Source organism: Sphingomonas kyeonggiensis (assembly GCF_014204495.1).
Lineage (GTDB): Bacteria > Pseudomonadota > Alphaproteobacteria > Sphingomonadales > Sphingomonadaceae > Sphingomonas > Sphingomonas kyeonggiensis_A.
Genome location: NZ_JACHLN010000003.1, coordinates 532,492 through 544,516 on the forward strand (window position 1 = coordinate 532,492; position 12,025 = coordinate 544,516).

General features: G+C 67.1%; 11 protein-coding genes. 5 read left to right on the top strand and 6 right to left on the bottom strand.

What is annotated here, in order from left to right; all coding sequences use genetic code 11:
- Positions 1-153: 153 nt before the first annotated feature.
- From HNP52_RS16660 to HNP52_RS16670, 3 genes are all read left to right on the top strand, one after another.
- Positions 154-453: a hypothetical protein gene (locus tag HNP52_RS16660; RefSeq protein WP_184168743.1), complete on the top strand. Its 300-nt coding sequence runs from the start codon at positions 154-156 to the stop codon at positions 451-453.
- 188 nt (positions 454-641) lie between these two features.
- Positions 642-1,478, top strand: a complete 837-nt coding sequence (locus HNP52_RS16665) for an alpha/beta fold hydrolase (RefSeq protein ID WP_184168744.1) — start codon at positions 642-644, stop codon at positions 1,476-1,478.
- A gap of 86 nt (positions 1,479-1,564) precedes the next feature.
- Positions 1,565-2,182 (top strand): hypothetical protein, encoded by a 618-nt coding sequence (locus tag HNP52_RS16670; protein WP_184168745.1) that lies wholly within the window; start codon positions 1,565-1,567, stop codon positions 2,180-2,182.
- Positions 2,183-2,195: 13 nt separating this feature from the next.
- Here the strand turns inward: HNP52_RS16670 and HNP52_RS16675 are convergent, their stop codons facing one another.
- Positions 2,196-2,666: a hypothetical protein gene (locus HNP52_RS16675; RefSeq protein ID WP_184168746.1), complete on the bottom strand. Its 471-nt coding sequence runs from the start codon at positions 2,664-2,666 to the stop codon at positions 2,196-2,198.
- Positions 2,667-2,758: 92 nt separating this feature from the next.
- On the bottom strand, positions 2,759-3,274 hold the full coding sequence (locus HNP52_RS16680; protein WP_184168747.1) for a Dps family protein: 516 nt from the start codon (positions 3,272-3,274) through the stop codon (positions 2,759-2,761).
- Positions 3,275-3,490: 216 nt separating this feature from the next.
- Between HNP52_RS16680 and HNP52_RS16685 the strand changes: the two genes are divergently transcribed.
- Together HNP52_RS16685 and HNP52_RS16690 are read left to right on the top strand one after the other, a co-directional pair.
- A complete protein-coding gene (locus tag HNP52_RS16685) occupies positions 3,491-3,772 on the top strand; it encodes a UBP-type zinc finger domain-containing protein (protein ID WP_260396193.1) in 282 nt (93 codons plus the stop codon).
- Between the two features lie 17 nt (positions 3,773-3,789).
- On the top strand, positions 3,790-4,980 hold the full coding sequence (locus HNP52_RS16690; protein WP_184168749.1) for an MFS transporter: 1,191 nt from the start codon (positions 3,790-3,792) through the stop codon (positions 4,978-4,980).
- Positions 4,981-5,044: 64 nt separating this feature from the next.
- On the opposite strand, the gene HNP52_RS16695 is transcribed toward HNP52_RS16690, so the two are convergent.
- From HNP52_RS16695 to HNP52_RS16710, 4 genes are read right to left on the bottom strand one after another with little or no spacing between them, the layout of a single operon-like run.
- Positions 5,045-6,511: an MFS transporter gene (locus HNP52_RS16695; RefSeq protein WP_184168750.1), complete on the bottom strand. Its 1,467-nt coding sequence runs from the start codon at positions 6,509-6,511 to the stop codon at positions 5,045-5,047.
- The gene (locus HNP52_RS16700) at positions 6,508-8,592 is read right to left on the bottom strand and encodes a glycoside hydrolase family 97 protein (RefSeq protein ID WP_184168751.1); all 2,085 of its coding nucleotides are present in this window, start codon (positions 8,590-8,592) and stop codon (positions 6,508-6,510) included. The genes HNP52_RS16695 and HNP52_RS16700 overlap by 4 nt, the downstream gene beginning before the upstream one ends.
- A 9-nt stretch (positions 8,593-8,601) precedes the next feature.
- Complete coding sequence (locus HNP52_RS16705; RefSeq protein ID WP_184168752.1) at positions 8,602-10,221, bottom strand: alpha-glucosidase; 1,620 nt, start codon at positions 10,219-10,221, stop codon at positions 8,602-8,604.
- Positions 10,218-11,993, bottom strand: coding sequence for an alpha-amylase family glycosyl hydrolase (locus tag HNP52_RS16710; RefSeq protein ID WP_184168753.1), 1,776 nt, complete (start codon positions 11,991-11,993; stop codon positions 10,218-10,220). Before HNP52_RS16710 ends, HNP52_RS16705 begins: the two co-directional genes overlap by 4 nt.
- Positions 11,994-12,025: the final 32 nt, after the last annotated feature.

A 12,025-nucleotide genomic window follows, 5' to 3' on the forward strand; every position in this document is an offset into this window, starting at 1 on the left:
CCACCCCTACCCATGTATGACCCGCCACGGCTGCAGGCACGCCGGAAGCCCTTGCGATACCAAGGTTTATGCAAACCTTTGTATTCTGACCCCCGGGCTGCCGCCCCCTTATCTTCGCTCCTGCCACTACCCCCCGACGCAAGGAGATGACTCATGAAGAAGATGATGATCGCCGCCGCCCTGATCGCCTTCGGAACCGGCATTGCCCAGGCGCAGGACGTCCCCCAGGATGCCCGCATCTTCACCGACGCCAGCGGCTTCCGCGCCGAGGAGACCCCGGGCGGCTACCAGCCGGCCAGTTCGTCCTTCTCCGGTCCGGTTACTCCGACGACCCAGGTGGTGTTCGTGCCGCAGACACTCACCCCCAGCCAGGCCTATCCGGCGCCGGCGCCGCTCAAGGCCTATCCGGCTTGCAAGCCGGGCCGCGAGGACAATTGCCGCCAGCGCCAGTGACCTGACGCACAGGCGGAACGCACGGCGCGCCGGCGGCCCATGGGCTTCCGGCGCGCTTTCGTATCCGCCGGTCGCACGCCCCAAACTCCTGTATGATGGCGGTCACAAATCGGGTGCCCGATATCGATCCCAGCAGCCGGGGTTCCCCCGCTCCGGCCGCCCTCAACCAAGACGCTGGAGTATTCGACATGGCTACGATCACCACCCAGGACGGCACCGAGATCTTCTACAAGGACTGGGGGCCCAAGGATGCCCAGCCGATCGTCTTCCACCATGGCTGGCCGCTGTCGTCGGACGACTGGGACGGCCAGATGCTGTTCTTCCTGAACAACGGCTTCCGCGTCGTCGCGCATGATCGCCGCGGCCATGGCCGTTCGGCCCAGGTGAGCGAAGGCCATGACATGGCGCATTATGCCGCCGACGCCTCGGCCGTCGCCGAACATCTCGACCTGCGTAACGCCGTGCATATCGGCCATTCGACCGGCGGTGGCGAAGTCGCGGCCTATGTCGCCCGCTACGGCCAGCCCCAGGGCCGCGTCGCCAAGGCCGTGCTGGTCAGCGCCGTGCCGCCGATCATGCTCAAGACCGAAGCCTATCCGAACGGCCTGCCGATCGAAGTGTTCGACGGGATCCGCGCGGGCCTGGCCGCCAACCGCGCCCAGTTCTTCCTCGATTTCGCCTCGGGTCCCTTCTACGGCTTCAACCGCCCGGGCGCGGAAGTCTCGGAAGGCGTGATCCGCAACTGGTGGCGCCAGGGTATGATGGGCAGCGCGCAGGCCCATTATCTCGGCATCAAGGCCTTCTCCGAGACCGACCAGACCGAGGACCTCAAGGCGATCACCGTACCGACGCTGGTGCTGCAGGGCGATGACGACCAGGTCGTGCCCTACAAGGAAGCGGCCGAGCTTCAGGCAAAGCTGATCCCGAACGCCGAGCTCAAGATCTATGCAGGCTATCCGCACGGCATGCTGACCACGCACGGCGATGTGATCAACGCCGATCTGCTGGCATTCGTGAAGGCCTGAGCTCCCGGCCTGCACGTGGAAGGGCTCGTCCTGCGGGACGGGCCCTTTTGCTTATCCGGCGCCATGATCGCTGCTATGCCGGCGGCATGTACCGCTTGCTCGCGCTTGTCGCCCTCGCCCCGATCGCCGCGCCGCACCAGAATGCGCCGGACCCTTCGCGGATCAGCGAAGTCGACGCGATCGAGTGCCGGCTGTCGGTGCCGGACTATACCGGCTTCGCCCTGTCGGTGAGCGAAGCGGACGGCATCGGCCAGGCGCGGGGGTGGAAGAAGATCGATTCCGCCAATCCCTTCCTCAGCGAATATGAGCTGTCGCAGCCGATCACCGTGGCCGGCGGCTACCGCACTACCCGGATCGCCTTCTCCGCCAATGCGATGCTGGCGATCCTCGACGTCGCCGATCCGGCGGAAGTCGCGCGCGGCCTGGGCGTGCCCAACGCGATGGACCCCGATCCGATGATCGCCGATCTCGCCCGCTCGAGCGGCAAGAGCTATGCCGAGGTCGCGGCTGGGATGAAGTTCCGCAAGTTCCTGGGCGAGAAGATCGTCGCGGAGAAGACCGAGCCCGCGGCGGACGCGGAGTCCTTCGGCAGCCGCATGACCGTGGCGCGCAGCATCTCCAACGCGACCAGCCATCCGGGCAAGACGCTCTATGGCTGCTCCTATCGGATGGAGATACTCGATAAGGACGGCAAGCCGCTCTGAGCGGTTCCGGCGCTTAACGGCCCGTTTCGCCGCCCGCATAATAGCGCAGCCGATCGTGAAAGTCGGCAGCCGCCTCGCCGAGGTGCGTCAGCCGGAAGGCCTTGACCGAAGCGGCGTTGCCGCACTTCACCCGCGCCTGCCGGAGCCAGCCGGCCATGTCGCCCCGCAAGCGGCTTTGGACCTCGCGGCGCGACTGGCGCATCCAGTCCTGGACGGGAACGGAATAGGAGGCCTCGAAATCCTCCTCGCCGGCGCATTTGTCGATGTCGATCGAGACCCAGACCGGGCCGCCCTGATCCCAGCTGACTTGCATGACATCGGGCTGGTCGCCCTGGACAAGGATCACGGAAGCATCGTCGTTGCCCGCGCCGGACATGCTGGAGATGCTCACGACATGCCATGGCCCATAGGCCCGCATCTCCGGCTGGGAGGGTCCGGCCGGCACGCTTGCCGCGATCAGCCCAAGGCAGAGAATTGCCCGCATCCAGCGATGCTGGACCAAAGGCCGCCGGAGCGCAATCCGTCTCCAGCGGCCATTCCGGCTTGCGGGTTGCCGCCCATCGCGGGCGGCGGGGATCACACCATCTCGGGCGTGCGGCAGGCCTCGTAGAGGAACCAGGCACGGCGCTCGCCTTCGTCGATCCACACTTCGATCAGGCTGGCAGTGGCGACATCCGAATAGGCGTCGCACAGCTCGTGCACGCGGCGCAGCGCGGCGACCAGCTGCTTGTTGTCGCCATGCAGCTCGGCGAGCATGTCCTGCGGATCGACATAGTCCTCGTTGTTGTCGAGCAGGCGCTGCTTGCCGGCGATGTCCGAGATCGAGCGGATCGTGGTGCCGCCGATCTTGCGGGCACGCTCGGCGATCACATCGGTCATCGCGAAGATCTGATCGCCCTGCTCGTCGAGCATCAGGTGATAGTCGCGGAAGTTCGGGCCGCTCATGTGCCAGTGGAAGTTCTTGGTCTTGAGGTAGAGCGCGAACACATCGGCGAGCAGCGCCTTGAGGCCGCCCGAAATGTCGCGGGTGGCGCTTTCGCCGAGGTCGGTGGGTGTGCCGAGCTTGCGCTGGGCGGGCATGATGAGCGTCATCGGTTTCTCCTGGAGCGCGGCGCAGGGGGTGCGCCAGACGGGAGCGCAGATCGTCCTCGTGCCCTGCCTCGCCAACCCAAACCAAGGTGTGGCCCCGGCCTACCCGGAAGAGGGCGACCGCCGGGCAACATCTTCGTATGATTGGCCGGCCGCCCCATTCCATGCGAGGCGGAGCCGAACAGTGGAAAGGGCGCACCCATGGAATGCCGGCATGTGATGACCGTGAACGAAGTCACGCCCAGCGCGCGCGGCTGCGAGGAATGCCTGAAGATCGGCAGCCCCTGGGTGCATCTCCGCCTGTGCCGCGCCTGCGGCCATGTCGGCTGCTGCGACCAGAGCCCGCATCGCCACGCCCGCGCCCATTTCAACGCGACCCGCCATCCGATCATCGAAGGCTATGACCCGCCCGAAGGCTGGGGCTGGTGCTATGTCGACGAGATCGAGGTTGATCTGCCCGACCAGACACCCCAGCTGGGGCCGATCCCCCGCTTCTACTGATCCCTTCGGAGACAATCATGAGCAGCACCGCCCCCCAGGCCGCTCCCGCGGCACCGGACGCGCTCGGCCGTCCACTGATCTTCGCCATGGCCGCCGCGGCGGGCATCGCCGTCGCCAATATCTATTACTGCCAGCCGATGCTGGGCGTGATGCAGCGCGACCTGCCGGGCGCGCTGACCGTGCTGGTGCCGACGGCGACGCAGATCGGCTATGCGCTCGGGCTGTTCCTGCTGGTGCCGCTGGGCGACTTGGTCGAGCGCAAGCGACTGATCGCGATCCAGTTCGTCGTGCTCGCCGGCGCGCTGGCGCTGGCCGCCATCGCGCCGAGCGCTGCGATGATCATCGCAGCGTCGGTGGCGGTGGGCTTTGCGGCCACGGTGGCGCAGCAGGTGGTGCCGCTCGCCGCGCACCTGGCACCGCCCGAGAAGCGCGGCGCGGTGGTGGGCACCGTCATGGCCGGATTGCTCTGCGGCATCCTGCTCAGCCGGACGCTGGCGGGCTTCGTCGCCGCCCATACCGGCTGGCGCGAGATGTTCTGGCTCGGCGTACCCCTCGCCCTGGCGGCTGGCGGCGTGATGGCGCTGGCCTTGCCGCACAGCGCGCCGGATTCGGACCTGCGCTACCCCCAGCTGCTCCGCTCCCTCGGTGGGCTGTGGCGCGAGTTCGGCGCGCTGCGCCATGCCGCCATCACCCAGGGCCTGTTGTTCGCGGCGTTCAGCGGCTTCTGGACGATCCTGGCGCTGCGGCTGCAGGAGCCGGCCTTCGGGATGGGCTCGGAAGTGGCGGGCCTGTTCGGCGTGATCGGCGCGGTAGGCGTGCTTGCCGCCCCGATCGCCGGACGCATTGCCGACCGGAAGGGGCCGCGGCCGGTGATCCTGCTCGGCGCGGTCTGCGTGCTGATCGGCTGGGCGTTCACCGGGCTCTGGGCCTCGATCGCGGGCATGGTGATCGGCGTGATCCTCCTCGATTTCGGCGTGCAGGGCGCGCTCGTCTCGCACCAGCATGTCGTGTTCGCGCTGCGGCCCGAGGCACGGGCACGGCTCAACACGATCTTCATGGGCGCGATGTTCGTCGGCGGTGCGACCGGATCGGGCGCGGCGACCTGGGCATGGTCGATCGGCGGCTGGACGGCGGTGTCGCTGCTCGGCGCTGCGTTCGCCGCGGTGGCGGTGGCGATCCAGTTCACCCATCCGCAGAAGGCGGCCTGAGGCCTTGCCCTTCCCATCGTCACCCTGAACTTGTTTCAGGGTGACGATGGGAAGGGAGGCCGCCTCAGGCCTCCCGCACCCGCAGCGTCGCCAGGGCGGCGAGGCCCATCACAACCGCCGCGATCGCCATCGTCCAGATCGGCTGGCCGGGGAACAGGTGCCGCATCACCGTGCCGATCACCGTGGCAACGAGGAGCTGCGGGATGACGATGAAGACGTTGAACAGGCCCATATAGACGCCGAGCTTGGCCTGGGGCAGCGACGAGGCGAGGATGGCATAGGGCATCGCCAGGATCGACGCCCAGGCGATGCCGATGCCGATCTCGGCGAGCAGCAGCGTGTTCGCATCCCGGATCACCAGGAAGCTCGCATAGCCGAGCGCGCCGAGGCCGAGCGCAATCGCATGCGTGCGCGTCTTGCCGAAGCGGCGGGCGAGCGGGCGCAGGAGGAACAGCGCGGCGAGCGTGGCGACGGCATTGTACGCGGCGAACAGGATGCCGACCCAGTTGCCTGCGTCGTTATAGCCCTCGCTGGCGGGATCGGGCGCGTGGAAGACGTACTGGGCCACCACCGGGGTGGTGTAGATCCACATGATGAACAGCGCCGACCAGCTGAAGAACTGGACCACCGCGAGGCGCTTCATCACCGGCGGCATCCCGGAGAAATCGGCCATCAGGTCGCCGAGCAGTCCCCCGCCCCGCGTCACCGCCGTGACGATCCGCGCCGCACCATAGGCGGCGAGCAGGCCGGCGAGCAGGTACAGCTCCTTCTCCAGCCCGAGCGCGAATACCGCGACGCCGAGCGCGGCACCGGCAGCCAGCCAGGGCACGCCGGCGCCGGCCGAGGCGGGTGGGGGCGCCTGCGGCTCCGGCGCCGGACCATCGAACGCCGCGATCTCCTCCGGTGAATATTCGCGGGTGGTGAACACCGTCCACAGCACCGCGAGCAGCAGCGCCGCGCCGCCAAGGTAGAAGCTCCAGCGCACGGTATCAGGCAGGCCCCCGCCCGGTGCGACGTTCGACACGCCGAAATGATCGAGCAGGAACGGCGTCGCCGATCCGATCACCGCGCCCGCGCCGATGAAGGCGGTCTGGATCGCATAGCCGGCGGTGTGCTGCTCCTTGTCGAGCATGTCGCCGACGAACGCGCGGAACGGCTCCATCGACACGTTGAGCGAAGCATCGAGCACCCAGAGCAGCAGCGCCGCGACGAGCAGCACCGGCGCATTGGGCATGCCGAACAGCGCCAGCGTCGCCAGCACCGCGCCGGCGAGGAAATAAGGACGACGGCGGCCGAACCTACCCCAGGTCCGGTCCGAATAATGGCCGATGACCGGCTGGACGAGCAGGCCGGTCAGGGGGGCGGCGATCCACAGCAACGGGAGATTGTCGATGCTCTCACCCAGCGACTGGAAGACGCGGCTCATGTTCGCGTTCTGCAGCGCGAAGCCGATCTGGATGCCCAGGAAGCCGAAGCTGATGTTCCACAGCCCGGCAAATCCCTGGCGCGGCCGCCCCCCTGCCTTGCTCACCGGCGGCGCGCCTTCTTGCCCGGCGCGACGAAGCGGATCGCCTCGCCACCGCCCGGCGCGAGCGCGATGGTCAGCGTGTCGCCCTTCTTCACCTGGCGCGTCTCGATCGTGATCGAATGGCGGGCATCGGTGCGGTAGTCGGCACCCGGGCCGTCGCGATAGATCTCGGCGGTGTAGATCTTGCCGGCATCGAGGAAATCGAGCGTCACGGTCGAGCTGCGCGCTTCCTCGTCGCCGACCGCACCGAGATACCAGTCGTCGCTGCCCTTGGCCTTGCGGACGATCGTCGCATAGTCGCCGACCTCGCCGTTCAGCACGCGGGTGTCGCTCCAGTCGGTCGGCACGTCGCGGATGAACTTCATCTCACGCGGGTACTTGGCGTAGTTCTCCGGCGTGTCGGCGGCCATCACCACCGGCGAGTAGAGCACGACGTACAGGGCCAATTGCTTGGCGATGGTCGACTTGATCGCCGAACCGTTCGATCCGCTCAGGCTGAGCACGCCCGGGGTGAAGTCCATCGGGCCGCCGAGCAGCTGGGTGAAGACCATGTTGGCCTCATGCTCGGGCGGGTTCTTGCCACCTTCCCAGGCGTTATATTCCATGCCGCGGCCGCCCTCGCGCGCCACCCAGTTCGGGTAGGTGCGGCGCAGGCCCGTGTCCTTGACCGGCTCATGGCTGTCGATCGAGACGTGGTACTTGGCCGCCGTCTCCACGACACGGAGATGATGGTTCACCATCCACTGGCTCTCATGCCATTCGCGGTGCTGCGAGCCGTCCGGATCGACGCGCTCGATCTGGCCGGCATCGGTGACATAGCCGGTCTTGACCACCGGGATGCCGTGGTCCTGCGCGTATTTGAACGCGCGGTCGAGCTGGCTGTCATAATGGCTGGCCGAGCCGCCGGTCTCGTTATGGCCGATCAGGTATACGCCCTTCGCCTTGGCATAGCGCGCCAGCTCGGCGGCGTCGAAATCCTCGGTCGGCTGGTCGAAGTTCATGTCCTTGCCATTGCCGAACCAGTTGCCGTCCCAGCCGACATTCCAGCCCTCGACGAGCACGCCGGGGATATGGTTGGCCGCGGCGAAGTCGATATACTGCTTCACATGCGCGGTGGTGGCGCCGTGCTTCGGCCCGCGCGACCAGGTCCATTCGCCCTTGATCATGTTCCACCACACGCCAACGAACTTGCCCGGCTTGATCCAGGAGACGTCGCCGAGCTTGTTCGGCTCGTTGAGGTTCAGCGTCATCCGGCTGGCGGCGTAGAGGCCGGCCGCGTCATCGGCGACCGCGATCGTGCGCCACGGGGTCGAGAAGCCGGCGTCGCGCGACACCTTCGGAGCCCCCGCACCCGGCGTGAGCGAGGCCTTGAAGGTGTTCCCCTCGGCACGCTGCAGGTTCATCGCGGCATAGTCGACCAGCGCCGCCTCGTGCAGCGCGACATGGGTGCCGTCGGCGAGCTTGACCGTCATCACCGTCTGCGCGGTGCCGACCGCATCGAGCGGGGTCTTGTTGTAGAGATATTCCTCGCGGTTCCACAGATAGGCCGGCTTCCACCAGGCAGTGCCCGGCCCGGCAAAGGCGAACTCGGTCAGCTCGTCGGCGATATTGGCGTGCTTGAGATTGGCCTGGGTGGGGAGCGTGTAGCGGAAGCCGATACCGTCATCGAAGATCCGGAACGTGACGTCCATCTCGCGCTTGAGATCGGCCTTCTCGCGCAGGCGCACCGTCATCTCGGTGTGATTGTCGCGGATCGTCGACCATTCGCCGAAGGGCTGGTTCCAGCTCGTGTCCGACTTGTCGCGCTTCACTTCGACCACGCTCATGCCCCGGTCGAGCTTGGGCGCGTCGGTGAACAGGAAGCCGAGCCGGCTGTCGGTGAGCAGCGGCTTGCCGGCGCGCTGCACGGCGTAGCTTGCCCGACCCTCGTTATCGAGGCTGATCGTCACGGTGAGCTTGCCGTCGGGCGAGGCCGCGCGGGCGACGACATTGCCGTCGGTCTTCTGCGACAGGTCGTCCTGCGCCAGCGCCGGGGCGGAGAAGGAAAAGGCGGCGAAGGCCAGCGCGAGGGGGACGAACTTCATGGATACTCCTCAGGCTTCGATGCGGGCGATCAACCCGGAATAGGGGGCAAAGGTCCAGTCGGCGATGCTGCCGGTCGAAAGCAGCGGGCGCCAGCGCGATGCATCGCCGGGCACGAATTGCTGCGCAGCATCGCCCAGGTTGAAGATGCAGAGCAAGCGCTCGCCCTCCGCCTCGCGCTCGAAGGCGAGCAGTTCGCTGGGCGCATCGAGGAAGGCGATCCCGCCGGTCCGGAGCGCGGGCGATCCATTGCGGAGCGCGAGCACCTTGCGGGTCCAGGCGAGCAGCGAGCCGGTATCGGCGTTCTGCACGTCGATCGCCAGCCTGGCATGGTTGGGGCCGACCGGCAGCCAGGGCTTGCCGCTGGTGAAGCCGAGCTCCGGCGCGGCTGCCTCCCACGGCATCGGCGTACGCGCGCCGTCGCGCGACAAGGTGCGCGGCCAGTTGGCGATCGCCTCGGGATCCTGGAGATCCTCGAACGCGATCTCGACCTGATCGAGCCCCAGCTCCTCGCCATAGTAAAGGAAGATGTTGCCGCGCAGCGCGGCGAGCAGCAGCATCTTCATCCGGGCGAACGCATCGGCCTGCTCGGGCGCGGCCCAGCGCGAGACGGCGCGGGGTGCGTCATGGTTCTCGAATGCCCAGCTCGGCCAGCTGCTATCCGCCGGCCAGTTCTCCAGCGCTTCGCGTACCGCCGATGCGGTCAGCTGCGAGGCGTAGAGGAAATCGAAGCCATAGGCGGTGTTGAGCCGGTTGTTGCCGGCGGTGAACAGCTTCATCTCCCGGTCCGCATCCGCACCGCCGACTTCGGCGACGGTGAAGCGATCGGGATATTCGTCGAACACGCCGCGCAGCCGCTCGAGGAACGGCGGGATGTCGGCGTGGCTCTGGTTGTAGATGTGGAGCTGGAAGTCGAACGGGCGGGTGCGCGGCGTGTTCGAATCCGGGGCCGGCGGGTTGTCGCGGAATTCCAGGTCGTGCATCGAGAAGTTGATCGCATCGATGCGGAAGCCGTCGACGCCCCGATCCAGCCAGAAGCGGGTGATCGCCAGCAGCTCTTCCTGCACTTGCGGAAGGTGGCAGTTGAGCTGGGGCTGCTCCTTCAGGAAATTGTGCATGTAGTACTGGCCGCGCCGCGCGTCCCAGGTCCAGGCCGGGCCGCCGAAGACGGACTGCCAGTTGGTCGGTGGCGAACCTTCCGGCTTCGCGTCGTGCCAGACGTACCAGTTGGCCTTGGGATTGTCGCGGCTGGCGCGGCTCTCGACGAACCAGGGATGCTCGTCCGAAGTGTGCGCCCAGACCTGGTCGATCAGCACGCGCAGGCCGAGCGCATGGGCACGGGCGATCAGCGCGTCGAAATCAGCGAGCGTGCCGAAGATCGGATCGACGTCGCGATAGTCGGCCACGTCATAGCCGAAATCGGCCATGGGCGACTTGAAGAAGGGCGACAGCCAGATCGCGTCGACGCCCAGGCTGGCGATATGGTCCAGCCGCGCGGTGATGCCGGGCAGGTCGCCGATGCCGTCGCCGTTCGAATCGAAGAAGCTGCGCGGATAGATCTGGTAGATGACGGCGCCCTTCCACCAGGGCTGGGCGTGTTGAAGTTCCGCTTTCGCGGCAAGCTGGGTCACTGTTTCGTCTCCGCCGCGCACACCGCATACCCGAGCGGCGGCAGGGTGATGGTCAGGGAGCCCGGGGCACTGGCCGTGGCGGCGCAGTTGCCCGCGAGCGGGTGGAAGCGCAGCGAACCAGTCTCGACTTCAACCTGGCGCGTGATCGCGGCAGTCGATGTGTTGAAGGCGAGCACCAGTTCGGCGCCGGTTACGGGATCGAAGCGCGAGAAGGCGAGCAGCCCGGGCTTGTCCTCGCGGGCGCGCAGCAACTGGCGGCCGCGAGTGAGCGCCGGATGGGCGATACGCAGCCGGGCAAGACCGGCGATCTCGCGGAAGATCGGACTGGTCTCGTCGAAGCTGGGTGTGGCCGTGGTCCCATCGCTGCCGACCAGCTTGCGGGCGTTATATTGCGCCACCCTGGAGCCGAACTGGTCCTCGCGCGCATCGACATCGTTCGATCCGCCGGCAAAGCCCTGCTCGTCGCCGGCATAGATGGTCGGCACGCCGCGCAGGGTGAGCAGCAGGGCGTTGGAGAGCAGCACGCGCTGCAGCACCTCGGCTTCGCTCGCTTCTGGAAACGCCTTGCGGACGAACCAGGCGAAGCGGCCATTGTCGTGATTGCCGCTGAAGGTCGGCAGCGTGATCGCGGTGTCGAAGCCATGCGCGTAGAGCACGTCGCCGTCGAACAGCTTCTCGAACACATCGGTGCCCTTGGTGCCCGCAACGCTGTCGAGCAGCGCCTGCCGGAAAGCGAAGTCGAGCACCGAGGGGAATTTCGCGGTGATCGTGTGCGCGGCCTGGGCGGCGGGATCGGCGACCTCGCCGAAGATGTGGAAGTTCGGGATGCCCTTGGCATGCGCGCGGTCGAGCATGGCGGGGACAAAGGCCTGCCAGAATTCCGGGTTCACATGGCGCGCGGTATCGATGCGGAAACCATCGACGCCGAACCGGTCGATCCAGCTGCCATAGATGTCGATCATCCCCGCGACGACGCGCGGGTTCTCGGTCATCAGGTCGTCGAGTCCGACGAAATCGCCCATGGTCGAGCTCTCGCCGGCGAAGGTCGAGTCACCCCGGTTGTGATAGTAGATCGGATCGTTGAGCCAGGCGGGGAACTTGGCGTTCTTCTCCGCCGCGGGGACGAAGGGCGTATAGGCGTAGCCCGGGTCGGTCAGCTTCGCGAAATTCTCCCCCGTCTGGACCGCATCGCCAACGAAGCCCGGGTTGATCGGCGCTCCGTTCACCCCGCCGCGGCGCTGATAGGGATAGTCGGCCTTGCCGCGATAGGGGCAGGCATTGGCGCCGACGCACTCGCGATACTGGATCACGTCGGCCGTATGGTTGGCGACGATGTCCATATAGACCTTCATGCCACGGGCATGAGCCGCATCAATCAGTGCCTTGAACTCGGCATCGGTGCCGAAATGCGGATCGACATGGGTGAAGTCGGTGATCCAATAGCCGTGATAGCCCGCGCTTTGCTGGCCCGGCCCACCCTGGACGGGCTTGTTGACGAAGATCGGCGCGACCCAGATCGCGGTGATGCCCAGCTTCTGGAGATAGGGAAGCTTGCTCGCGAGCCCCTTGAGGTCGCCGCCATGATAATAGCGCGCGTCGGCCGGGTCGAAACCGGTGGTGCTGCGATCGCCCTTGAGGCCGCCGCGGTCGTTGGCGGGATCGCCATTGGCGAAGCGATCGGGGAGGACGAAGTAGATCACTTCGTCCTGGGGCAGCCGGGCGCGATAGTCCTGTGCCAGCGCAGGCGTGGCAGCCAGAAATGCGAGCAACATAGCCGCTCCCCGGCGAAAGCCGGGGCCCAGGG

Excerpts from the sequence above, each read along its gene's own strand:
- HNP52_RS16660 (WP_184168743.1), top strand. The coding sequence starts at position 154 with ATGAAGAAGATGATGATCGCCGCCGCCCTGATCGCCTTCGGAACCGGC.
- HNP52_RS16665 (WP_184168744.1), top strand. The coding sequence starts at position 642 with ATGGCTACGATCACCACCCAGGACGGCACCGAGATCTTCTACAAGGAC.
- HNP52_RS16670 (WP_184168745.1), top strand. The coding sequence starts at position 1,565 with ATGTACCGCTTGCTCGCGCTTGTCGCCCTCGCCCCGATCGCCGCGCCG.
- HNP52_RS16675 (WP_184168746.1), bottom strand. The coding sequence starts at position 2,666 with ATGCGGGCAATTCTCTGCCTTGGGCTGATCGCGGCAAGCGTGCCGGCC.
- HNP52_RS16680 (WP_184168747.1), bottom strand. The coding sequence starts at position 3,274 with ATGACGCTCATCATGCCCGCCCAGCGCAAGCTCGGCACACCCACCGAC.
- HNP52_RS16685 (WP_260396193.1), top strand. The coding sequence starts at position 3,491 with ATGACCGTGAACGAAGTCACGCCCAGCGCGCGCGGCTGCGAGGAATGC.
- HNP52_RS16690 (WP_184168749.1), top strand. The coding sequence starts at position 3,790 with ATGAGCAGCACCGCCCCCCAGGCCGCTCCCGCGGCACCGGACGCGCTC.
- HNP52_RS16700 (WP_184168751.1), bottom strand. The coding sequence starts at position 8,592 with ATGAAGTTCGTCCCCCTCGCGCTGGCCTTCGCCGCCTTTTCCTTCTCC.
- HNP52_RS16710 (WP_184168753.1), bottom strand. The coding sequence starts at position 11,993 with ATGTTGCTCGCATTTCTGGCTGCCACGCCTGCGCTGGCACAGGACTAT.